Here is a 23,085-nt window from a genome sequence, read left to right as displayed (position 1 = left end):
GTAGCTGCAATGAGGAAATTTTCTTTTCTGTTTTTAGCATTAACTTTGATGCTGTTTAATTTTCCAGCTAGTTCTACGTTCGCCGCTGCTGATTTTCCAAATACGTCGACGAATGGAATGACTGGTTTTGCCGGACAGGCTAAAAGTGAAAATGGAGCTACGAAGTCTGCCGCAACGGGGGGAAAAGGTGGTCAGGTCATCTATATCAATAATCTAAACGATTTGAAAAACCAGTTAGGGGATTCAACCCCTAAAATTCTGGTAATCGAAAAAAATATTTCTGCCTCCTCTAAAACCGTGGTCAACATTGGTTCCAACAAATCACTCATTGGTTCTTACGCGCAAAACAAGCTGGTTAACATTCATTTGAAAACAACAAATAATTCGGGAAATGTGATCTTTCAAAATTTAACTTTTGAGCACAGTGCCAACATTAACGGTAACGATGACATCCAACTTTATCTCACGGCAGGTACAAATTATTGGATTGATCATGTTACATTTGCAGGTCACAATTATAATGCGAATGGCTCGGATTTGGACAAACTTTTGTACATAGGTCAATCGGCTGATTATGTAACCATTAGTAACTCCAAATTTGCCAATCACAAATATGGTCTCATTTTGGGATACCCTGATGATGGCAATAAAAATTATGATGGCATGCCCCATATCACGATCGCCAATAATTACTTTGAAAACTTGCTTGTACGTGGCCCAGGACTTATGAGATATGGATATTTCCATGTTAAAAATAATTATATCAATAATTTCCAGCTTGCTTACACCATTGCTATGAATGCAAGAATCTATTCGGAGTACAACTACTTTGGAAAAGGTAGTGAAAAGGGCGGTATTCTTGATGATAAAGCCAATGGCGAGTTTAAAGATGTGGGGAGTTTACCCGCCATCAACAACCAAAAATCGCGTGTAACCAACTGGAACCCAAGCAAAAACTATAGCTATCAGGTACAGACTCCTGAATATACTAAAGAGTTTGTAACGAAATATGCAGGTTCGTCCAATACAACTTTGGTATTCGGAAAATAACGCGGGTTATTTGCAAATGTGTTGTGATCTGCTATACTGACTGCAAGTAAGTATCCCATGAAAAGGAAGGTAACCATACGTCCGATGAAGTAAGCACACTGATTTTCCCACTTAACTGCACAGTTACTGGCAGGCGGCTGTAAGCTGCAACGGGAGAAGTGTGTCTGAAAATGAATGTAGGGACGTATGCGTTTATTCCGGAACGGGATTTGGCTTATTCGTTTGCGGTGTTATTTTTCATAAGCGTATGTTCTGAAACGATTCATAACAGTCATTCTATATTCCTTGTATGCAAGCCGCAGCCTTCTGCGGCTTTTTTTTATTGCTTCCGGGATCAAAAAACCGGACTGGGAAAGGATGATCGTGGTATGAGAACAATTTTGCGTATTCGCAATGTAGTAAAGGATTGGAACGGGACATCTTTATTTGAGAATGTGTCGCTGGATGTGATGGAAGGAGAACGGCTCGCACTGTTTGGAAGAAATGGAGCAGGTAAAACGACGCTATTGCGAATATTGCTGGGAGATGAAGCGCCAACCTCTGGTCAAGTAGAGCATGATTTGCCACTGGAAGAGCGGGGCTGGCTGAAGCAGCAGGATACGGTGGCTTGGTCTCGAACCGCACTGGAGGCCGCACAGCAGGCCAGCCCTCGGCATTGGCGTCTCAAGCAAGCGTTGGGGCAGCTGGAAGCTGACCTAGCCGATGCTGGGAAGGATATGGAGCATCATTTAGAGCGTTACGGCGAGCTAATGGATGAATACGAACGCCTGCAAGGCTTTGCCTGGGAGTCTGAGGTGGAAAAGGCGCTCACTCGAATGGGAATGCCTGTCCAGACGTGGTCCATTGCTTATGGTGACCTGAGTGGCGGCCAGAAGACGAGAGTGCGATTGGCCGGACTCATGGTCAGGCAGCCGAAGCTGCTGGTGTTGGATGAGCCGACCAACCATTTGGATGCCGAAAGCTTGCTTTGGCTGGAGCAGTGGCTGTCTACGTATCCGGGAACGCTGCTGTTTGTGTCGCATGACAGAGCCTTTTTGGATCGGGTGGCTACGAGTATAGTTGAGCTCACATCGACAGGTATTGGGCGCTATAAAGGCGGCTATAAGGAATATAAAGCGCAAAAGGAGCGGGAACTGCGAGAGCAGGAAGCTAGCTATCGAAAGCAGGAGTTGGCGAAACAGGCGCTGGAGGAAACGATTCGAAATTACAGGGAATGGTTTCATCAGGCGCATCGTGGCGCATCCAAGGTTGAGATGGCCGTTACGCAGAGCTTTTATAAGGCCAAGGCTAAAAAAAATATTTCCCGTTATCATGCGAAGGAGAAGGAACTGGAGCGACTGGAGGCCAATAGAGTAGAGCAACCGCGTGAGGCTGCGTCTTTGCACATGAAATTAAGTGACAGCGGGTTTCAGGCAAAATATTTGCTGCGTGCTGAGCAGGTTGACTTTAGCTACGACGACCGTATCATTGTGAAAAATCTAAATCTGATCGTTGCACGTGGAGACCGTCTGGCTGTTCGGGGGCCCAATGGAATTGGTAAAACCACGCTGCTTCGGTTATTAACAGGTCAACTGGAGCTGCAGACAGGAAAAATCACAGCCAACCCACAGTTGAACATCGGATATTTTTCACAGGAGTTGGAGCAGCTTCCGGAGGATCAAACGTTGCTGGACAGTCTGCTTGCGCTCCCGACGATGACCCAAACAGAAGCGAGAACGGTGTTAGGCTGCTTTCTTTTTGCGAAAGAGGACGTGTTTAAAAGGATCGGGACACTTAGTATGGGAGAAAAATGCAGGGTAGCTTTTCTTCGTCTGTACTTTAGTGGAGCCAATTTGCTGGTGCTGGATGAACCGACGAATTATTTTGACATTGAAACCCGTGAAATTGTAGAGGATTCTTTGCGTAACTATGATGGAGCACTGGTGCTCGTCTCACATGATCGGGAGCTGGTGAGGTGCACGGCAACTCGGTTACTCGATATGAAGCCAGGGGGCGGATATGAAATCTATGAGGGGACAGCCGACGAAAAGCAAGAAGATGAGCTAAGCCGTCAACGGGAGCCAGAAGACCAGGAGCGGCGTGAGGAACGTCTTCGATTACAATTGCGTCTTACAGAGTTGATGGGAATGACGGGCACGAATGACGAAAATGAGAAGTTGTTGAGCGAAATCAGGCGCATTCGTGCAAATCTGGAGCGGTTGGATGATCTCGATATCTAAAGAAATGAACGTATGCCCTGCTTGCCAAAGCGCGGTAGTTTGCATATAATAATGAACAATAGTTCGAATTTTTGAAAATGTCTTGATGGAGAAGAGTAGACAGTGTCCGATTGAACAGGGAGGAAGCGCCGTAGGATTGAGAGCGTTTCTGCAAATACTGGGCTGTTGAAGTTCGCTCCGGAGCAGTTCCTTGAACCTCAGGCGCCATGTGAATGGCGAATGTGCAAGTAGGGGATACCGGTTCACGACCGTTACAACGTGCAGAGCGAGACGATGATGCATAGCATGAACAATCACCTGTAACTAGTTGCCGTAAGGCAGAACGCCGGGTGAGCTGAGCTTATTGTCTAACGAGGGTGGTACCACGGTCTTTTCGTCCCTTACCGGGAGAAAAGACCTTTTTTTGTTGTCTGAAAAGCTGGATATGAAGAAAGGGGACTGAACAGGCGATGAGCGAAACCATCCAAATGAAGGAACATTTGCTGGCCTTGAAGGAAGAAGCACTGGAAGTATTGGAGAAGGTGGCAACACCCAAGGAGCTGGCTGATTTACGGGTCAAATATTCGGGGAAAAAGGGCGCACTGACTGAAATCTTGCGCGGTATGGGCAAGCTGAGCGCGGAAGAGCGTCCGGTTGTTGGACAGGTAGCCAATGAGGTGCGCGAGGCGATTGAAGAAGTCGTTAACCGTAAGCAGGACGAGTTCACGAAAGCAGAAACGAATGAGCGTCTGCAAGCGGAAAAGATCGACGTTACGCTGCCTGGACGCGCGTTGCCGCAAGGTGGACTGCACCCGCTCAACAAAGTGATTGAGCAAATCGAGGATATTTTTACAGGTATGGGCTATCGAGTGGCTGAAGGCCCACAGGCAGAGACGGATTATTATAACTTCGAAGCATTGAACCTGCCTAAAAATCACCCAGCACGGGATATGCAGGATTCATTTTACCTGACCGAGGATCTGTTGATGCGTACCCATACGTCACCGGTTCAGATTCGTGCGATGGAAGCGATGAAGGGCGAAACGCCTATTAAGGTTATCTGTCCGGGTACAGTTTTCCGACGTGATGATGACGATGCAACGCATTCTTTTCAATTCCACCAAATTGAAGGGCTTGTCATTGGAAAAGACATTCGTATGAGTGATTTGAAAGGAACCTTACTTCAATTTGCACGCGAAATGTTCGGAGAATCGACCGAAATCCGTTTGCGACCAAGCTTCTTTCCGTTCACAGAGCCGAGTGCTGAAGTAGACGTGACTTTTGTGAAGAAAAATGGCGAACGTGTATGGATCGAAATTTTGGGCTGTGGCATGGTCCATCCGAAAGTGCTGGAGATGGGCGGTTTTGATCCCGAGGTGTACAGCGGCTTTGCATTCGGTATGGGTGTAGAGCGGATTGCTATATTGAAATACGGTATCGACGATATTCGTCATTTTTATAACAGTGACCTGTCGTTCCTGAAACAGTTTGCGCGTCAATAAACAACTATATCAAGGGAAGTGAACCCATATGAAAGTATCATTCGAGTGGTTGTCCGAGTATGTATCGCTGGACCAGGTAAGCGCGGAGGATCTAGCAGAGAAAATCACCCGTTCGGGTATAGAAATTGATGAGGTCGAGCAGCGCAATCAAGGGATTACTGGCGTCGTTGTCGGCTATGTTAAAAGCAAGGAAAAGCATCCAGATGCTGATAAGCTGAATGTATGTATTGTCGATGCAGGTCAAGAGGAAGATCTGCAAATCGTGTGTGGTGCCAAAAATGTGGATGCAGGTCAAAAGGTTCCTGTTGCAGTTGTAGGGGCAAAGTTGCCGGGAGATTTCCACATTAAAAAAGCCAAGCTACGCGGTGTTGTATCTATGGGCATGATCTGCTCGGCCAAAGAACTGGGCATGAATGACAAGCTGCTTCCAAAGGAATTGCAAGAAGGAATTTTGGTGCTGCCTGAGGATGCTGAAATTGGTATGCCAATTACGAAGCTGCTGGCGCTGGATGATCAGGTACTGGATTTTGATCTGACACCCAACCGTTCGGATTGCCTGAGCATGCACGGAGCAGCATATGAAGTGAGTGCGATTCTGGGACGTGACATTTCGCTAGCTGATCCGGCTAAGGATCTGGTGGAAATTAGCGATGCAGCAGCAGATCATCTGTCCGTGAAGGTAGATACTCCTGAACTGTGTACGCACTATGCGGCCCGTTATATCACAGGTGTAAAAGTGGCGGCTTCCCCATTATGGATTCAAAACCGTCTGATGGCGGCAGGTGTTCGTCCGATCAACAACATCGTAGATATTACGAACTACGTCATGCTGGAATACGGTCAGCCGCTGCATGCTTTTGATGCGGATAAGCTGGAAAATGGAAATATTGAAGTTCGACTCGCTCGTGCCGGCGAAACATTGATTACACTTGACGATCAGGAGCGTAAGTTGGAGCCGCATATGCTGCTGATTACAGACGGTGTGAAACCAATTGCATTGGCAGGCGTGATGGGTGGAGCCAACTCCGAGGTTACGGATGCGACGGTCAGCATTGCGCTGGAATCTGCGAAGTTTGACGGCGGTACAGTTCGCAAAACGTCTCGTCAACTTGGACTGCGTTCAGAAGCAAGTCTGCGTTTTGAAAAAGAGGTTGATCCGGGCGCTGTTGTGCCTGCTGTGAATCGTGCAGCTGCGCTGATTCAGCGTTATGCGGGAGGCACTGTACACCAGGGCATCGTAGAATCTGCGTCTGCAAAAGCTGAAAACCGCATTATCAAGCTGTCGCTAGATAAAATAAACCGATATTTGGGAACCGAACTGTCGCTGCTTGAGGTGAAAACGATTTTCGGTAGACTTCATTTCGGATGTGGCGACGCAGAGCAAGGGGTACTGGAAGTTGAAGTACCTACACGCCGTGGAGATATTACCATTGACGTGGACTTAATCGAAGAGGTAGCTCGTCTGTATGGTTACGACAATATCCCGACCACGCCGATTGAAGGGCCGACAACTCCGGGAGCTTTGACAGCATCGCAATCATTGCGCCGCTCCCTGCGCAGATTGCTGGCTCATGGTGGTTGGCAGGAGACGATCAGTTACTCTTTTGTACATCCGCAAAGTACGGGGTTATTTAATGCCCTGACAGAAGGTAGCCATCCGGTACGTTTGGCTATGCCTATGAGCGAAGACCGTAGTGTTTTGCGTACGAGTATCATTCCACAGATGCTGGATACAGCAGTGTACAACATGAATCGCAAGCAAGACAATCTGGCGATTTTTGAGATGGGAACGGTATTTTATACAGAGGAACAAACATTAACCCGTCAGCCGCAGGAAATTCAAGTGCTTAGTCTACTGCTGACTGGGGTACGCCGTGAAAAACAATGGAATATTGGTGCTGAAAAGGTTGATTTCTTTGATATTAAAGGCGCGCTTGAAACGGTGTTTGAGTATTTCGGGTTGAGTGCCAGCATTCGTTATGTGGCTGACCAACCGCAAAGCTACCATCCGGGCCGTTCCGCTTCGGTATGGCTGGATGTGAATGGGAACTCTCAACGGATCGGTACCATTGGGCAGATTCATCCGGAGCTGCAACAATCTTATGGGCTGAATGATACGTATGTAGCGGAAATTGCGTTGCAACAGGTCGTTGAACACGCAAACTCTCATATTCAGTTCAGAGAGCTGGCTCGCTTCCCATCCGTGGAACGTGACATTGCCCTCGTGGTAAATAAAGACGTTGAGGCAGGTGAACTGCTTCGTGTTATTCACGCTGCAGGCGGAGAGCTATTGCAGGATGCGCGAGTGTTTGATGTATTTACAGGCAGTAAGCTTGGTGAAGATAAGAAGAGCGTAGCTATCTCTCTTACCTATCGTCATTGGGAGCATACGTTGACGGATGAAGAGATCAATGCGGCGCATACTCCTGTCGTTACGTCTCTGGAACAAACTTTTGGAGCGGAATTGAGAAAGTAGCAGGAAATGCGGGAAGCTGTATCGAATCTTAGTGACAGAGGTTCGATACGGCTTTTTGGCCTATCATCATAGGAGCTCTCTTACTCTGATATTTACCCGCTGCGGGGAAGCCGGACTAATAAGGTTGAACGCTTCACGGAAGGCGGGTTACCATAGTACCGGACACACCTTAGAATCAACATACAGTAGTATTGAAGGAGGGCATAATTGTGACTACACCAGATCGTACTCGCGTCACTGTAGAGATCTACGGTACTTCTTATAAACTCGTCGGCAGCAATACCGATTATATGAAGCAGGTTGCCAATTACGTGGATGAGCGTATGCACAGCATTTCTCAAGCTCATTCGCGTCTGGATATGCCCCGAATTGCCGTGCTGGCTGCGGTTCATATGGCAGAAGAAGCTGTACAAATCCAGGAAATTCAGAGTCATATGAACCGCTTAGCAGCGGAACGAGCAGAGCTCCGGGGGGATCTGGCGCAACTCCAGACGGCTCTAGGGGAACAGCAGCAAAAAAATACAGATATGCATCAATCTCTTATTCAACTAAAGGAAGAAAAGGAAGCAACGCAGAAGAAGCTGATGGAAACCGAATCTGTATCAGCCAAGGAGATTGCCCAATTGAAGGCAAAGCTGGAACAGCAGGAGAAAAAAGCGGCTGAACTTGAAAATGGACAAAAACAAGCTAAACGTGAATTAGAGGAGTCTCGTCAAGAAGCTTCTCGCAAGCTGAAAGAGCAGCAGGAGGCGGCCAATGCTCGTATCCGGCAGATAGAAGAGCAGATGAAGAAGGAAGTGGCTGAAGCGGCTAAACAGGCTGAAGCCAAGCTGTCAGCTGCAGAGAAGACTCATCAGGAGCAAAAGCGTACAGAACTGGACAAGCTGCGATCTGCTTTGCAGCAAGAGCATAGTAAGAAGGTAAGCGAATGGCAGACCAAGTGCTCCGGGCTGAATGAGCAGCTGGAGCAGGAACGTAAACAGGCTGAATTGGCGTTGAATGAAGAAAAGCTACAGCATCAGGAAGCGCAGAAACGAGCTGATGAAGCTGCACTGGAGCAGGAGATTCGGGTCGAGGAGCTTCAGGAACAATTAGAACAAGTACAGGCAGGCAGTAGAGAGCTTTCTTCTCGTCTGGGAGAGGCTCAAGAGCAAGCAAGAGTACTGAAGCAACAACAGTCCGAGCTGGAGTCTGTGCTGGAAACACAGCGACAGGTTGCGATAGAGCGAGAGCAGGCAGATACGCTTGCGCGTGAAGAACTGCAAAGCCGATATGATCAATTAGAAGCTGAAGCCAAGGCTACGCAGCAGCAGACGGCTAAGCTGGAGGAAGAACAGCGGCGGATGCAGAAGCTGCTGGAGCAAGCTCACGTATCTTCTCGCAAGCTGCAAAGTGAGCTGGCTACGCTAGCTGAAAGCGAGAAGTCATGGAAGAAACTTGCAGAAGAACGCCAGTTGGCAGTTGATGAGCTGGAGCTCTCCCTGCTGGAAGCACGTGAACAGAAGGAAGCGATACAGGAGCAATTACAGCACGCAGCGGCTGAGCTCGAAGCTATTAATGATAAATTTGCTTCACAACAGCAACGGCTAGTTCAACTCGAAGCGAGAATCAAGGAGCTTTCACCTGAGCTGATTCGTGTTCAGGATGAGCTTGAGAAAGCCAAAGTCCGAGAGCAAGAGGGAGCGAAGGCGTATCAATCGCTTCAGGAGCAATATGGAAGCATGAAGAGCCGAGCTGGACAGCTGGAGCAAAACATCAAGCAGCTTCAACAGGAAGATCACGAACGGCGGAGTAAACTGGAACGTGCTGAGGAAGAATCTCTGGAGTGGCAACTTAAATACGATCAGTTGAAGGCAGAAGCGGAACGTCTGGAAGCTGAAGATGCTGCCCGTAAGGAAGAATTTGCATCTTGGGAACGTGAAATAGCGGTAACAGTTGAACAAAAGGAACAGCTTCAGGAGGAGACTCGTTTGGCGGTTGAAGCTGCCAAAACGGCGAAAGCTGAACAGCAGTCCATAGAGCAGGAACGAATGGCCTTGCAGTCTGAATTGGACGAAGTGGGTCAAAAATATGAAATGGCGGCGCATCAGCTTCGTTTGTTACAAGTACAACAGGACGTAGATCGGGAAAATACGGAGAAGATTTCTACAGAATTACGTCAATTACAGGAAGAATACACTAAGCTTCAAACGGAGTACAATGAATGGATTGAACTTATCGAACAGGATCAGTAGATACGGATTATAAATGTATGGCAATCCCCGGCTGCTCATCGCCGGGGATTGTTTGCTTATTGTATCCACTCAGAAGTGTTGATGACAAAAAGCTGTCCTTTGGCAGACGAAATTCTGCTTCGGGACAGCTTTGCCGGGAGGGTCTACTGAAATTATTTCCCGTCTTTGCGACCGGCTTCAAACGGTGTCGATACCGGAATGAACAGGTCGATAATCCCGATAACCAATGCAGCGAGCAATGCGCCCAGAACGGAAACACTGACATTGGTCACCACATACTGAGCGATCCAGATAACCAGAGCGCTCACTAGAAAACCTACGATACCGCGTCCAAATGGAGAAACGCGTCGGCCGAACACTGCCTCGATGATGTAACCAACCAAGGCAATGACAATGGCAAGAATCAGCGCGCTCCAAAAGCCGCCTACACTAAATCCGGGAACGATCCAGCTTACGACCATCAGCACCAGAGCGGCAACGATGAAACGTACAATGTGCCCGAGAATGCTCACGGAATAACCTCCTTTGTTTTTTGAATTTACAGGGTTAGACAAAGGTTAGTGTGTGGCATGAAGAGCTTTCTTATGTGTAAAACAGAGTTGGCAAATAGCGTAAGTTTGCTGCTTTCGGTATAATATAGATATAAGTGAAAGGAGTAGTGAAGTTGGACTCTAAAATTTTCAAAACCCTTGAATATCAAAAAATTCTAAATAAACTAAGTCACTATGCCCAAACGGCAACGGGACAACAGACAGCCCTTCGACTACAGCCCAGCGATGATTTGGAGCATATCAAGAAAATGCTGAAAGGCACGGATGAGGCTTATGCTGCTGATCGCCTCAAAGGAGTGCCTTCATTTAACGGAGTAGTAGATATCACTCCGGCGGTGAAGCGTGCCCGTATTGGTGGAACGTTAAGCCCGCAGGAGTTGCTTGGCATTCGGACAACAGTTCAGGCCGCACGCCGTATACAGGTATACGTGACAAGTTTGCATGAGGAAAATCCTGTCGAAACATTGCTGTATTGGAGTGAGCAGCTTTCGGAGCAGAGAGGTTTGGAAAACTCCATTAAAGGCTGTATTGACGAGAATGCTGAGGTGCTGGATTCTGCCAGCACAGAGCTTTCTCAAATCCGTCGGGAGCTGCGCTCGGGAGAAGTGCGTATTCGTGAAAAGCTGGATTCCATGATTCGTTCCTCAACTGTCTCCAAAATGCTTCAAGATCAGTTGATTACGATTCGCGGAGATCGGTTTGTGATCCCGGTTAAGGCCGAATACCGTTCTTATTTTGGCGGAATTGTTCATGATCAATCCGGGTCTGGTGCAACATTGTTTATCGAGCCTGAATCCATCGTAGCCATGAACAATAAGCTGAGGGAAACAAGGCTGAGAGAAGAGCGTGAAATTGAAGTCATTTTACAAAAGCTGACCGCACTCGTCGCAGAACAAGCAGATATGTTGCTGTATGATGTGGACATTTTGGGCAATCTTGATTTTATTTTTGCAAAAGCGCGTCTCGCCCGTGAAATGAAGGCAACCTTACCTTTAATGAATGACCGCGGATATTTGAAGCTGAAAAAGGGCAGACATCCTCTAATTCCGTTGGAGCAGGTCGTTCCCATTGATGTGGAGTTAGGCAATTCATACACCTCTATTATCGTTACCGGACCGAACACAGGGGGGAAAACCGTTACCCTGAAAACCATTGGCCTACTTAGCTTGATGGCGATGTCTGGACTGTTTGTACCTGTTGAGGATGAAAGCCAGCTGTGTGTATTTGATGCAATCTATGCCGATATTGGTGACGAGCAGAGCATTGAGCAAAACTTGAGTACATTTTCCAGTCACATGACCAATATCATTAGCATCCTGAAAAATATGACGCCAAAAAGTCTTGTATTGCTTGACGAAGTGGGGGCAGGAACGGACCCCGCGGAAGGTTCGGCTCTGGCTGTATCCATTTTGGAGCATATACATGCAATGGGTTGCCGCATGGTTGCGACGACTCACTATAGTGAATTGAAGGCGTATGCCTATGAGCGCAAAGGAATTATTAATGCAAGCATGGAGTTTGATGTCGCTACATTAAGCCCGACTTACCGCCTTCTGGTCGGTGTACCCGGACGAAGTAATGCATTTGCCATTGCCGAGCGATTGGGATTGCCAGGGCGTATTTTAGACTATGCCCGTGGTGAGGTAACGGAAGAAGACCAGCGCGTTGAGCACATGATCGCGTCACTGGAGCAGAACCGTTTGACAGCTGAGCAAGAACGGGAAAAAGCGGAGCAGCTACGTAAGGAAATGGAAGCATTGCGTAGCCGTCATCAGATGGAGCTGGATAAGCTGGAGTCCCAACGGGACCGTATGCTGGAAAAAGCTGAGGACGAAGCAAGGGTTCTCGTGGATAAGGCTCGTAGTGAAGCAGAGAAAATCATTACTGATTTGCGTAAATTGGCTCAGGAAGAAGGGGCCTCGGTTAAGGAGCATAAGCTGATTGCAGCTCGCAGAGAACTGGATGAGGCTGAACCGAAACAACGCAAAAAAAGTACCGTCAAACGCCCGGCTGCTACGCGTACTCGTTCTATCATGGCTGGCGATGAAGTATCCGTCCACAGTCTAAATAAAAAAGGCCACGTGGTTGAACTGTCCGGTACCAAGGAAGCTGTGATTCAACTGGGAATCATGAAGATGAAGGTCAGTCTGGATGATCTGGAACTACTGCAACCTGCACAAACAACGACTCCAAGAGTTCAAAAACCAGTGACTGGCGTTAAGCGGACACGGGATGATAACGTACGAAGTGAACTTGATCTTCGGGGGGCGAACGTGGAGGAAGCCTTGATGGAAGTGGACCGCTTCATGGATGAAGCGTTTCTGGCCAATCTGGGTCAGGTACACATTATTCATGGTAAAGGTACGGGTGTCCTGAGAACCGGTATTCAGGAGTACCTCCGCAAGCATAAGCATGTGAAAAGCTACCGTATCGGTAATTACAATGAAGGCGGCACAGGCGTAACAGTTGCTGAATTGGAATAGCTAGGGGTTGCCGGCTTTGCCCGGGAACGCTTGGTAGAACGGGAGGGACGAAGTGAAGATGGCGATTGATGAATTGCTGTCACATCCGTTGGGGATGATGCTGGGTTATTTCTCGGTGGCGGTGCTGGAGCTAATTGTATTTTTGTCGTGTTTTGAGCTGGTAACCCGCTATAAATGCTGGGAAGAGATCAAGCGCGGCAATGTTTCGGTAGCCATGGCTACGGGAGGGAAAATGTTCGGTATTTGCAACGTACTCCGCTTTGCAATGGAAGCCAAATCCAGTGTGTATGATACGATGATTTGGTCGTTCGTTGGCTTTTTACTGCTTCTTGCGGCGTACTTTCTTTTTGAGTTTCTGACACCAGTATTTTCTATCGATCAACAGATTAAAGAGGATAATCGTGCTGTCGGCTTGTTCTCCATGATTATTTCCATATCTTTATCTTATGTGATCGGTGCCAGTGTAACTTAACACATCTTGTATACTAGAGCTTGGTATACGCTTGGAACGGAAGGATGATAAAGCTTGGAAATGACTATTTGTCCATGGTGTAACATGGAAATTATTTGGGATGAAGAATTAGGACCTGAGGAAGAATGTCCTTATTGCCATAATGATCTGAAAGGGTACTCTGACATCACCGATGATGAAGATGAGTCTGTTTCTCCACCTGTTCATAGACATGCCGGTGAGCATGGACATGAAGAGACGAAACATGATCATGTGGCTTCTGTAACCCCGGCGCCCCACTCTCATGGAAAAGAAGACCTGAAGGGTTATCGGACATTGAGTATTCAGCTCGGTGATGATGAGGAGCAGGATATTTTATATGAGGCAGATGATGAAATCGTAGTTGAAAAACCGGTTGATGCACCGTTGTTGCAGGATAATGAGCTTCATAAGTTGCCTGTGCTGCATACTTTGCAAAAATTTGAAGAAAGCGGTGCGGATCTGATGGCTTATGAACAAGGCGCTGAACAAATACTCGACAGACAAGATGAGGTTCTTGAATGTTCTCAATGTGGGGAGTACATGCTGCATGCAGGTTCGCAAACCGTAACCAGAGAAGGTTTTGAACCGTCGATGTCTCCAGCGCTTGGCAAGCCCGTTCTGGATTTGCCGTTCGTCTTGAATGTTTATGTGTGCCCTAGCTGCTTCCATGTCCAGCAGACACTGTCAGAGAATGACCGACTGCGGATGCTGGAGAAGCTCAGCGGTATTTCCAACAATTAAATAGCAATTCCCCGGATAGGCCCAAGCTCAATACGGGCATCTTAAATCGAAGAAATCTTTGAACAAGCTGGCTTGAAATAAGCTGATTGGTGATTTTTCGGTTAGGGGGAACTGCATTGAAATCAAACCTGAACGGACAATCCATTCTGCTATTAAGCTTGAATGGATTGTTTGTGTTTGCAGCAGCATTGTCAGGCACATTTCTTAACGTGTATTTGTGGAAAAGCAGGCAGGATTACGCGATGATCGGCTGGTTTAATGTTAGTCAACAAATTGCACTGGGAATTATGGTCTGGGTGGCTGGAAAGTGGGTCAAGGAACATAACAAAATGAATGCCCTACGCGTGGGGACCGCATTATCAGGCCTATTTTATCTGATCGTGTTATATACGGGACCGCAGGCTGTGAACTACATATGGCCGCTCGGGATGCTGCTGGGTGCAGCATTAGGTTTATTCTGGCTGGCGTTTAATGTGATTTTTTTCGAAGTCACGGATCAGGCAAGCCGTGATCATTTTAACGGATGGGTGGGTCTGCTGGGCTCGTTTTCTGGTATAGTGGGTCCTTGGCTGTCCGGTTGGATTATTGCCCGTATGGAGGATGACGCAGGTTATCGCGTGATATTCAGTATTTCCTTGGCCTTTTATGTCGTAGGAGTGGTGCTTAGTTTCTTTCTTCGCAAACGTAAGCCGACAGGAAATTACAATTGGAAAGAGCCCAAGCAACGATTGTCACAAAAAGGGAGTATGTGGCGTCCGTTGTCGTTATCGCTTATTGCCCAGGGCATCCGTGAAGGGGTGTTTGCCTTCCTGATTACGCTGCTCGTATATGTAGCTACTCAACAGGAATGGAAGCTGGCACAGTTTTCACTTATCACCTCGGCGGTATCATTTTTCAGCTTTTGGGCTGTCGGAAAATGGCTCAAGCCACACTATCGTTCGGCGGGTATGCTGTTGGGTGCCGTGTTGTTGGTGATCGCGCTATTACCGTTATTGTGGCGTATGGAGTATAGCACACTACTGATTATGGGGATCGGCACCGCTTTATTTATGCCTTTATATTTAATTCCCATGATTTCTGCGAGCTTTGATTTAATGGGGACGAGTAAAGGAGATGCCAATCAGAGAGTGGAACTGGTTGTACTGCGCGAACTATGCTTAATGGTAGGCCGATTGACCGGAACACTCATTTTCTTGGGTGTCCTAAGTATCAGCAAGGCTCCTACGGCGATGATCTGGTTGTTGATTGGCCTTGCATTGATGCCAGTGCTCGGATGGTTTTTTATGCGAAGTGTGCTGAAAATGGAACAAAAGACGAAGCAGAGCAAATCTCATTCCCATGCACAACGCTGGCACAAGCAAACCGAATAGTTTGAAAATACATTAAAAAAGACCTCCAGACCCAATTAGTAGGGGAAAGAGGTTCTTTTTGTATTCATATGTTAAACCATCGGTTCCGTTGTTTCAGGCGAGGGCTTGGTAGTACGGTTTAGAGAATAAAGCTCCATTTCAGGTCGGTGTGTGCCCGTCAGTTCATCAGCCAATAGCTGTGCGGCCATCATACTCGTAACCGTCCCATTTCCCCCGTAACCCTCCAAAAAATAGCAGTTTGGAAAACGTGGATGTGGACCAATATACGGCAAGCCGTCGTGAGAGGAGCCGAATACAGCCGCCCAAGCATAGTCGATCTGAAATGGAACACCCGGAAAATGCTCCTGTAGCGTTTGCAGCAGCTTTTGCTGTTGGTGTAGCAGCCTGATTTCACGTTGATGGGCGTCCAGTACAGGTTCATCCAAACCACCAATAATGATGCGTCCTTCCGGTGTTGAGCGTATGTACAGATAAGGACGAGCAGTTTCCCAGATCAGACACTGCTCATACCACAAGGGAACATCTCCGATTGGATTGGTGGCGATAGCATAAGAGCTTTCTAGAACGGCTCCGCGATCTGATTTAATCTCCTGTGTTTCATAACCCGTTGCAAAAATGATTTTTTTCGCTCGGATAATTCCACCGCTGGTATAACAAACAACTTCATTTTCATTAAATTCAAAATGCTTGGCTTCCGTATGCTCATATAAGCGTACACCGAGACGGCTGGCGGATTGCAACAGTCCTTGGGCAAACAAAAATGGATTAACCTCGGCATCTTCGTGCGTGTACAAGGCTGCTGATTTTCGAAAAGGAAATCGGGCTGCAATCTGTTGCTCATCCCAGTATTCGACGGGAAATCCAAACCGGGTTAGCTGTTTGTACTCTTCCTGAAGGATCTGCACATCCTCCGATGTACTTGCATAGTACAGGCTACTGCGGCGTATAAAGGACGGATCAATTTCCAGCGTGGTAGACAGTTTTTCCAACTGATCCAGAGCATCTTTGCACATACGGTAAAACAGTACACCGTTCGTTTCACCAAACGTATTGATGAAGGAGGTTAAGGTCTTATCATTGCTATATTGCAGCAGTCCGGTATTGGCCGAAGAACTTCCATGTACCAGCTTGCGTTTGTCAATAACCACGGTGTCTACCTGTCGTTCTCCCAATAGCCGGGAGCAGATGGACCCACCCATCCCGCCTCCGATGATCAGTACATCACAATTTAAATCCTCTGCCAAAGGCGGAAAATCCGATGTTTGCTCCAAGGTACTCGGCCAATACGTATTCCCGCTAATCAATTCCATATAAACAGCACTCCTTATAGGCAATATGTAGTATCTCTTATGTGTACATAGTATTTCGCCAAACGGACAAGATAACCAGCGTGCAACAAAACATTTAAGGAGGCACAGAGACTATGCAATCTACCAACATGCAACCCTTGACAGGCAAAGAGCTGGAGTACATCGTGGACTCCATTTCCAATGAAGAACTGCTGCTCAAGCAATGTACGGCGACAGCAGCATCCATTCAGCATCCAGCCATTCAGCAAGCTTGTCTGCAATTCGCGAGAACTCATGAGAACCACCTGAACCTGCTTTCCAATGCACTTCAACAGCACCAGCAGCTTGCTCCTATGCAACCGCAGCAGTAATTATGGATTAACCAATAAAGGAGGTAATATCACGATGTTTTCACAGAACAATACGTCATTTATGCCCGAAGAAGATTTGCTCTATACCATTCTTGCCGATATGAAACGCACGGTGGGAGAGTATACAACAGCGACAACGGAATCCAATTGTCCGTCTGTGCGTCAGATGTTCACCGACCTTACGAACGATACGCTGCGCCTACAAGGCGATTTGTATCGTCTGATGAGTCAGAACAATATGTACTCCACTTCGTCAAAAGCACTGCGCATCGATTTGGACAAACAGATTCAAGAAGCTCGCAAGACCCAACACGAATGCCAACAGTTCATTCAGCAAAAGTCGTCATCAGCGGGGGGATATGGTCAACCTATGCATCAGCAAGGGCAGCCTACTCACCAAAATAACCCTTACTATATGTAAACGGGATATTCCGTTTTTGAAGCAATTTCCCATAACAGCCGTCCGTCTGCCGGGTTTACCGGGGCGGACGGTTTTTCTTTGCAGGTTTAAAGTGCGTATTGTATGATGTATAGTAATCTCTTTCGATGGAGGCCTTATGTAGAATGACAGAGCTAAATGGTTTGAAATTAAAAGTACTGGAATTGTTAAAAGAAGATGCAAGAAGAACACCGACTTTGTTGGCTACTTTACTGGGGGTTGACGAGCAGGATGTACGCACCTCAATTAAAGAGCTAGAAGACCAACATGTAATCGTTAAGTACGCCGCCGTAGTCAATTGGGATAAAGTCGACGACGAAAAGGTTACTGCTTTGATTGAAGTACAGATTACACCCGAGCGTGGAAGAGGATTTGAAGGTATTGCAGAACGGATTTATTTGTATCCGCAAGTTAAATCGGTTTATCTCATGTCTGGAGCATACGACTTGCTGGTAGAAGTCGAAGGCCGCAACCTCCGTGAGGTCGCTAATTTTGTGTCGGAGAAACTGTCTCCTATTGACTCGGTCTTGTCCACCAAGACTAATTTTACGCTTAAAAAATACAAGCAGGACGGAATTATCTTTGAGGATCATCAGGAAGATAATCGTCTGGTGATTTCGCCGTAAAGGAAGATCATGATGAATCTCAAAACAGAAGCATTTACCGACAGTAACAAAGCCATGAGTTCCTATTTGTCCCCGTTGGTGCGCGAGATCCCATCTTCGGGCATTCGTAAGTTTTTTGACTTGGTGGGTGGCAACAAGGATATTATTACCCTTGGTGTAGGCGAACCGGATTTTACAACCCCTTGGCATATGCGGGAAGCCTGTGTCTATTCATTAGAGCGAGGTTTTACCAGCTATACGTCTAATGCGGGAACGCCAGAACTGCGTGAAGCGATTAGTGATTATCTGAATGAGCAATTTGAAGTTAATTATGATCCTAAAAATGAGATTATTGTGACCGTTGGGGGAAGCGAGGCGATTGATCTTGCCTTGCGTGCGTTAATTGTACCTGGCGACGAAATTCTCGTGCCCGAGCCGTGTTACATTTCATATTCTCCAATCACTTCAATTGGAGGCGGGATTCCGGTAGGTATTGAAACATTTGCTAAGGATGAATTTAAGCTGACGGCTGAGGCGTTGGAGGCAAAAATTACACCTAAATCCAAGGTGCTGATTTTATGCTATCCGAGTAATCCAACTGGGGCTACGATGACTTATGAAGATTGGCTTCCGATTGCCGAAGTCGTGGAAAAGCATGATTTGATCGTCATTTCTGATGAAATTTATGCTGAATTGAATTATGGAGAGAAGCATGTTAGTTTTGCCGCTATGCCTGGTATGATGGATCGTACGATTCTCGTCAGTGGTTTCTCCAAAGCCTTCGCCATGACAGGCTGGCGTATTGGATATACATGCGGACATCCAGATCTGATTGCGGCTATGCTCAAAATCCATCAGTACACCGTAATGTGTGCGCCTTCTATGGGGCAAGTTGCGGCACTGGAAGGCTTGCGGAATGGTTTGGGTGAGAAAGATCGTATGGTAGAAGCCTATAATCAGCGTCGCCGTCTGATGGTTGAAGGGTTCCGGGAAATCGGCCTGGAGTGCCATGAGCCAAGAGGGGCTTTTTATGTTTTCCCTAGTATTCAAAGCACGGGACTTAGCTCAGATGAATTTGCACAGCGTCTATTGGCAGAGGCTAAAGTTGCGGCTGTACCGGGTAATGTGTTCGGTTTGGGAGGCGAAGGCTATCTTCGTTGCTCATACGCGACTTCTGTTGCTCAGCTGACGGAGGCACTGGATCGGATTGGTCATTTTGTAGAAAAAGTAAGAAAAGAAGGTTAAAATTATTTTTTTATGGGTAATTCATAAAAAATAGTCTTTTATTTCTAAATTTCTATGCTATAATTTGAATTCGAAAGCAGGAAGTTCAATTTTTCAATTGTAGGAGGAATGCTCATGTCATATGTTGGATATAATTCGTCTAGTTCAATAGGATACGACATTTCCCTAGAAGATGAAATTTTGTTCCTGCGCAATGAGATGATGCGGACGTTTCAGGAAGAGCAGTCCTTCACCTCTGATCTTGTCATCGAGATTAGTTGCAAGCTCGATTTGAAAATCAATGAATACATGAAAATGTATGGTACGGAATGCAAGGTTTAACCGTGTGAAGTCAGCCAAAGGTAAGAAGGAGGCCGTAGGGCCTTCTTTTTTTGCGTTCACAACTTATGATATATTAATGGCATGGAAGAGGGGGCATACATATGAGAGCAGGGCTAAAAAGGCTATCGCCATGGATCATCGGAATGTTGGCACTTGTATTATTGGCTGGATGTGGGGGACGGGACAAGGACAGCTTCTCCATTTTTATTATGGATAAAGGGGATGCTTCAGTCATCCGTGAAGAGCTGGCACAAAAGCTTAAGGATAAGCTGGGCGAACAGGCTCCGACTATTGAGATTTCAGTCAGTCCGCTGTATAACCAGCAGAAGCTGGTTGTAGAATATGCGGCCGGGGAGCATGATCTGTTTCTTTTGCCGGAAGAGGACATGAAGCTGTATGGACAGAATGGTTCGAATCTGCCGTTAGATGATGCTTTTGACAAGAAGACGTACGCTCGGGGCGTGTTCGAGGGCGGCGTATTTAAGAAGAAGGGGCAGGAGGAAGAAGAAACAGATGTAAGCAAGGAAACTCATTTGTTCGGAATTCCGGTGGAGCAGATGAAGATGTTTAAGGAGCTAAAATATAACTCAAAAACATTATTTGCTACCGTGCCGCCTCGTACAAGCAATAAGGAAGAAGCCATCAAGGTGCTGAAAGCACTTACGGAATGATAAGGGGGATGGAGTAATATGGGGATCTATACCAGAACAGGTGATGAAGGACAAACTTCTGTGATTGGAGGTCGAGTGTCCAAAGATGATGACCGTGTGGAGGCATACGGTACAATTGACGAGCTGAACAGCTTTGTAGGACAAGCGATCAGCTTTGCCGAAGGGGAAAAGTTTGCGGATATTCGGACTCAATTGGAGGAAATACAGCAGGAGCTGTTTGATTGTGGTTCGGATTTGGCGTTTGTTAAAATCAGTGAAAGCAAATATAAGGTGAAAGACGAGCTGGCAGAGCGACTGGAAGGCTGGATTGATGCATGTCAGGAGGAAAATCCGAAGGTGGAGCGTTTTATTATACCGGGTGGTAGCACATTATCCTCAACGCTTCATGTTTGCCGTACGGTTTGCCGACGCGCGGAACGCCGTGCTGTTACACTAGGTAAACATACGGACATCAATCCGGCGGTACGTCGGTATTTGAACCGTCTTTCCGATTATTTCTTTGTCGTTGCTCGCACAGCGAATGTCCGTCAGGGTGTGCCTGATGTCGAATATGTGCGCAGCAAAAAAGTGTTCCGCAAATAAGGAGGCAACCGGGAATTTGTGATGAGCTTGTACTATGAACCTATCGTATATACGATCCCTCCTGAGGAGGAGGGCATGCTGTTGAAGACTATTTTACAAAAACGTATGAACATTTCTCGAAAGTTAATATCCAAACTCAAGCTGACCGAGCAAGGTATTATGCTGAACGGGACACGTGTGTACATCAGCGTTAAGGTAAAGTCCGGGGATCAAGTAGAAATTCGCATGGAGCGCGAGCGTTCTGATGATATTTTACCTGAACCCATTCCTTTTGAGATATTGTTTGAGGATGAACATTTGTTAGTGGTGAACAAGGCGGCGGGTATGATTGTCCATCCGACTCACGGTCATTACACAGGAACACTGGCTAATGGGGTTGTGCATTATTGGCAGGCCAAGGGAGAACTGTTCCGGTTTCGTCCTGTTCATCGTCTTGATCAAGAGACGACGGGTGTGCTGGTAGTAGCCAAAAATCCGTATGTACACCAGCATATTTCTGAGCAGATGATTGCGGGAACGGTGGATAAGCGCTATACGGCTCTGGTGCATGGGCGTCCTGAGCTGCAGGAAGGTAAGGTAGACGGACCAATTGACCGCAGCCCGGATAATCCGCATTTACGTATGGTGACCCCGGATGGTTATCCTGCCCTTACGCTGTATAAGCTGGAGGAAGTGTGGAACGGGGGAAGTCGCATCGGACTAAAGTTGGAATCCGGGCGTACGCACCAAATTCGAGTGCATATGACTTATATCGGTTGTCCGTTGATCGGAGATAAAATGTACCGGATTACACCCGATGATGCTGCGCAACGTGAGCGATATGATCAGCTTGATGCCAGGATGCCTCGACAAGCCTTGCACGCCTTAGAGCTTTCCTTGGAGCATCCTGTAACCGGGGGGCGGCTGACGTTCTATGCTCCTCTACCTGAAGATATGGCTGAAATGCAGGAGCTATTAAGAGCGCAATATTTTTCAGAATAAAATATAAATAAGCTATCGAAACCAAATGGAGGTTAATCTAGCGATGAGCCAACTGAAAGTATATCAGTATTCTAAATGCAGTACCTGTCGTAATGCAGTGAAATGGCTGCAAAACAAGGGACATGAGACGGAACTTATTCCTATTTTTGAACAGCCGCCCGGCCCGGAGGAATTGGAAGATTTAATTCGAAAAAGCGGGCTGGAGCTAAAAAAGTTTTTTAATACAAGCGGTGAGGTGTATAAAGAGTTAAAGCTGAAAGATAAGCTTGGAGACATGAGTCGTGAAGAGCAAATTTCGCTTTTATCCTCGAATGGAAGATTAATCAAACGCCCGATTGTAACCGACGGGAACAAAGTAACGATAGGATTCAAAGAGGAAACATTTGAGGGCACATGGGAAGCTCAATAACGCCCAATTTACACTCACGATATGTTATACTGTGGGGGTTAAATATTATGATGAATGGGAGCAATACAATCTGTGACACAACGCAATGAACAATCCGTAATGCTGGTTGACGGCATGGCCCTGCTATTTCGCGCTTATTATGCAACCGCCGCAAACGGTTATATCCGTCGTACAAAAGCTGGGGTGCCAACGAACGCCATATATGGTTTTATTCGATATTTTTGGGACGCAGTCCAAACGTTTAATCCTACACATGTCATTTGCTGCTGGGATATGGGCGGAACGACATTCCGTGGGGAACATTTTGCTGCGTATAAAGGAAACCGAGCCGACGCACCGGATGATTTGATTCCCCAATTTACATTGATTCGTGAAGTGACGGACAGCCTCGGCATTCCCAACATTGGAGCGGAAGGCTTTGAAGCCGATGATTGTATCGGTACGCTTGCACGTCATTATTCGCAAAATGAGGACATGGATGTAATGATTCTCTCAGGAGATCATGATTTACTTCAATTAGTGGATGAGCGGACACGGGTCATTATTATGAAAAAAGGGCACGGCAATTATATGGTATACACCCCGGAGACCCTGCTGACTGAAAAAGGGCTTAAGCCACGTCAAGTGGTGGACCTTAAAGGCCTGATGGGGGATGCAAGCGATAATTATCCAGGAGTACGAGGTATTGGTGAGAAAACGGCACTCAAGCTGGTTCAGGAATACGACTCTATTGAGGGCATTCTGGAGAATCTGGATCAATTAACACCCTCGGTCCGTAAAAAAATTGAGAGTGATTTGGATATGCTGCATCTTTCACGCAAACTTGCTGAAATTCACTGTGGTGTACCTGTAGCATGTGCTTTGGATAGCTGTCTGCTGACGCTGGATCACGTGCAAATTGTAGACAAGTTTGAGCAGCTTGAAATGAAAAGCTTGTGTACATTGATGGGTGTCGCAACCGGATCTTAATAAAGCTGTTAGGCTTGATACGGACAATTTAAGTAAAGTAAGTAATATAGGGATGCTGACGCTTGGTGCGTTAGTGTCCTTATTTATATACCCATATGTCGACGG

Annotated in this window: 21 protein-coding genes; 19 read left to right on the top strand and 2 right to left on the bottom strand. The window is 46.8% G+C overall.

All coding sequences use genetic code 11. From position 1 onward, the window contains the following. Window positions 1-48: 48 nt before the first annotated feature. The 5 genes from MKX59_RS20465 to MKX59_RS20445 all read left to right on the top strand — a co-directional run bounded on the left by MKX59_RS20465 (window position 49) and on the right by MKX59_RS20445 (window position 9,460). A complete protein-coding gene (locus MKX59_RS20465; RefSeq protein WP_371917980.1) occupies window positions 49-1,050 on the top strand; it encodes a polysaccharide lyase family 1 protein in 1,002 nt (333 codons plus the stop codon). 368 nt (window positions 1,051-1,418) lie between these two features. Then, complete coding sequence (abc-f, locus tag MKX59_RS20460; protein ID WP_068940322.1) at window positions 1,419-3,269, top strand: ribosomal protection-like ABC-F family protein; 1,851 nt, start codon at window positions 1,419-1,421, stop codon at window positions 3,267-3,269. Window positions 3,270-3,718: 449 nt separating this feature from the next. Then, window positions 3,719-4,750, top strand: a complete 1,032-nt coding sequence (pheS, locus tag MKX59_RS20455) for a phenylalanine--tRNA ligase subunit alpha (RefSeq protein WP_269321413.1) — start codon at window positions 3,719-3,721, stop codon at window positions 4,748-4,750. 28 nt (window positions 4,751-4,778) lie between these two features. Continuing rightward, complete coding sequence (pheT, locus tag MKX59_RS20450) at window positions 4,779-7,226, top strand: phenylalanine--tRNA ligase subunit beta (RefSeq protein ID WP_028542963.1); 2,448 nt, start codon at window positions 4,779-4,781, stop codon at window positions 7,224-7,226. A gap of 209 nt (window positions 7,227-7,435) precedes the next feature. After that, window positions 7,436-9,460: a cell division protein ZapA gene (locus tag MKX59_RS20445; RefSeq protein WP_028542962.1), complete on the top strand. Its 2,025-nt coding sequence runs from the start codon at window positions 7,436-7,438 to the stop codon at window positions 9,458-9,460. 152 nt (window positions 9,461-9,612) lie between these two features. Here the strand turns inward: MKX59_RS20445 and MKX59_RS20440 are convergent, their stop codons facing one another. Then, window positions 9,613-9,972, bottom strand: coding sequence for a phage holin family protein (locus MKX59_RS20440; protein WP_023987773.1), 360 nt, complete (start codon window positions 9,970-9,972; stop codon window positions 9,613-9,615). Between the two features lie 152 nt (window positions 9,973-10,124). Here MKX59_RS20440 and MKX59_RS20435 point away from each other — a divergent pair, with 152 nt between their 5' ends. The 4 genes from MKX59_RS20435 (at window position 10,125) to MKX59_RS20420 (ending at window position 15,098) form a co-directional block, all read left to right on the top strand. Then, on the top strand, window positions 10,125-12,494 hold the full coding sequence (locus tag MKX59_RS20435; RefSeq protein WP_023987774.1) for an endonuclease MutS2: 2,370 nt from the start codon (window positions 10,125-10,127) through the stop codon (window positions 12,492-12,494). Window positions 12,495-12,552: 58 nt separating this feature from the next. Continuing rightward, entirely contained in the window at window positions 12,553-12,966 is a 414-nt protein-coding gene (locus MKX59_RS20430) for a DUF350 domain-containing protein (RefSeq protein WP_013309402.1), read from the top strand. A gap of 54 nt (window positions 12,967-13,020) precedes the next feature. Continuing rightward, window positions 13,021-13,728: a hypothetical protein gene (locus MKX59_RS20425; protein ID WP_023987776.1), complete on the top strand. Its 708-nt coding sequence runs from the start codon at window positions 13,021-13,023 to the stop codon at window positions 13,726-13,728. Between the two features lie 116 nt (window positions 13,729-13,844). Next, window positions 13,845-15,098, top strand: a complete 1,254-nt coding sequence (locus MKX59_RS20420) for an MFS transporter (RefSeq protein ID WP_023987777.1) — start codon at window positions 13,845-13,847, stop codon at window positions 15,096-15,098. 71 nt (window positions 15,099-15,169) lie between these two features. On the opposite strand, the gene MKX59_RS20415 is transcribed toward MKX59_RS20420, so the two are convergent. Further along, window positions 15,170-16,408: an NAD(P)/FAD-dependent oxidoreductase gene (locus MKX59_RS20415; RefSeq protein ID WP_068940108.1), complete on the bottom strand. Its 1,239-nt coding sequence runs from the start codon at window positions 16,406-16,408 to the stop codon at window positions 15,170-15,172. A gap of 113 nt (window positions 16,409-16,521) precedes the next feature. Here MKX59_RS20415 and MKX59_RS20410 point away from each other — a divergent pair, with 113 nt between their 5' ends. The 10 genes from MKX59_RS20410 (at window position 16,522) to MKX59_RS20365 (ending at window position 22,980) form a co-directional block, all read left to right on the top strand. Continuing rightward, complete coding sequence (locus MKX59_RS20410) at window positions 16,522-16,758, top strand: hypothetical protein (RefSeq protein ID WP_013309406.1); 237 nt, start codon at window positions 16,522-16,524, stop codon at window positions 16,756-16,758. 34 nt (window positions 16,759-16,792) lie between these two features. Then, entirely contained in the window at window positions 16,793-17,179 is a 387-nt protein-coding gene (locus tag MKX59_RS20405) for a spore coat protein (RefSeq protein ID WP_013309407.1), read from the top strand. Between the two features lie 143 nt (window positions 17,180-17,322). Continuing rightward, a complete protein-coding gene (locus MKX59_RS20400) occupies window positions 17,323-17,823 on the top strand; it encodes an Lrp/AsnC family transcriptional regulator (protein ID WP_023987779.1) in 501 nt (166 codons plus the stop codon). Between the two features lie 12 nt (window positions 17,824-17,835). Further along, complete coding sequence (locus MKX59_RS20395) at window positions 17,836-19,047, top strand: aminotransferase class I/II-fold pyridoxal phosphate-dependent enzyme (RefSeq protein ID WP_023987780.1); 1,212 nt, start codon at window positions 17,836-17,838, stop codon at window positions 19,045-19,047. A 114-nt stretch (window positions 19,048-19,161) separates the two neighbouring features. Continuing rightward, window positions 19,162-19,368, top strand: coding sequence for an aspartyl-phosphate phosphatase Spo0E family protein (locus MKX59_RS20390; RefSeq protein WP_023987781.1), 207 nt, complete (start codon window positions 19,162-19,164; stop codon window positions 19,366-19,368). Between the two features lie 101 nt (window positions 19,369-19,469). After that, window positions 19,470-20,039, top strand: a complete 570-nt coding sequence (locus tag MKX59_RS20385) for a hypothetical protein (RefSeq protein ID WP_209941460.1) — start codon at window positions 19,470-19,472, stop codon at window positions 20,037-20,039. An 18-nt stretch (window positions 20,040-20,057) separates the two neighbouring features. Next, the gene (locus tag MKX59_RS20380) at window positions 20,058-20,621 is read left to right on the top strand and encodes a cob(I)yrinic acid a,c-diamide adenosyltransferase (RefSeq protein ID WP_016820526.1); all 564 of its coding nucleotides are present in this window, start codon (window positions 20,058-20,060) and stop codon (window positions 20,619-20,621) included. A 21-nt stretch (window positions 20,622-20,642) separates the two neighbouring features. Next, window positions 20,643-21,602 carry an RluA family pseudouridine synthase gene (locus MKX59_RS20375; protein ID WP_254348199.1) on the top strand — a complete coding sequence of 320 codons (960 nt, stop codon included), beginning with the start codon at window positions 20,643-20,645 and terminating at the stop codon, window positions 21,600-21,602. A 43-nt stretch (window positions 21,603-21,645) separates the two neighbouring features. Further along, complete coding sequence (locus MKX59_RS20370; protein WP_023987785.1) at window positions 21,646-22,011, top strand: arsenate reductase family protein; 366 nt, start codon at window positions 21,646-21,648, stop codon at window positions 22,009-22,011. Window positions 22,012-22,083: 72 nt separating this feature from the next. Further along, window positions 22,084-22,980, top strand: coding sequence for a 5'-3' exonuclease (locus MKX59_RS20365; RefSeq protein WP_013309415.1), 897 nt, complete (start codon window positions 22,084-22,086; stop codon window positions 22,978-22,980). Window positions 22,981-23,085 lie beyond the last annotated feature (105 nt).

It is taken from the genome of Paenibacillus sp. FSL R7-0340 (genome assembly GCF_038002205.1).
Classification (GTDB): Bacteria; Bacillota; Bacilli; order Paenibacillales; family Paenibacillaceae; genus Paenibacillus; species Paenibacillus polymyxa_B.
Note: the sequence above shows the minus strand (reverse complement) of the source record. Positions and strands in the feature narration are given on the sequence as shown.

Bases quoted from the DNA above. Each gene is read 5' to 3' on its own strand.
- MKX59_RS20410 (WP_013309406.1), top strand. From the start codon at position 16,522: ATGCAATCTACCAACATGCAACCCTTGACAGGCAAAGAGCTGGAGTAC.
- MKX59_RS20400 (WP_023987779.1), top strand. From the start codon at position 17,323: ATGACAGAGCTAAATGGTTTGAAATTAAAAGTACTGGAATTGTTAAAA.
- MKX59_RS20375 (WP_254348199.1), top strand. From the start codon at position 20,643: ATGAGCTTGTACTATGAACCTATCGTATATACGATCCCTCCTGAGGAG.
- MKX59_RS20430 (WP_013309402.1), top strand. From the start codon at position 12,553: ATGGCGATTGATGAATTGCTGTCACATCCGTTGGGGATGATGCTGGGT.
- MKX59_RS20395 (WP_023987780.1), top strand. From the start codon at position 17,836: ATGAATCTCAAAACAGAAGCATTTACCGACAGTAACAAAGCCATGAGT.
- MKX59_RS20405 (WP_013309407.1), top strand. From the start codon at position 16,793: ATGTTTTCACAGAACAATACGTCATTTATGCCCGAAGAAGATTTGCTC.
- MKX59_RS20415 (WP_068940108.1), bottom strand. From the start codon at position 16,408: ATGGAATTGATTAGCGGGAATACGTATTGGCCGAGTACCTTGGAGCAA.
- MKX59_RS20390 (WP_023987781.1), top strand. From the start codon at position 19,162: ATGTCATATGTTGGATATAATTCGTCTAGTTCAATAGGATACGACATT.
- MKX59_RS20385 (WP_209941460.1), top strand. From the start codon at position 19,470: ATGAGAGCAGGGCTAAAAAGGCTATCGCCATGGATCATCGGAATGTTG.
- MKX59_RS20380 (WP_016820526.1), top strand. From the start codon at position 20,058: ATGGGGATCTATACCAGAACAGGTGATGAAGGACAAACTTCTGTGATT.
- abc-f (WP_068940322.1), top strand. From the start codon at position 1,419: ATGAGAACAATTTTGCGTATTCGCAATGTAGTAAAGGATTGGAACGGG.
- MKX59_RS20370 (WP_023987785.1), top strand. From the start codon at position 21,646: ATGAGCCAACTGAAAGTATATCAGTATTCTAAATGCAGTACCTGTCGT.
- pheT (WP_028542963.1), top strand. From the start codon at position 4,779: ATGAAAGTATCATTCGAGTGGTTGTCCGAGTATGTATCGCTGGACCAG.
- MKX59_RS20465 (WP_371917980.1), top strand. From the start codon at position 49: ATGCTGTTTAATTTTCCAGCTAGTTCTACGTTCGCCGCTGCTGATTTT.
- pheS (WP_269321413.1), top strand. From the start codon at position 3,719: ATGAGCGAAACCATCCAAATGAAGGAACATTTGCTGGCCTTGAAGGAA.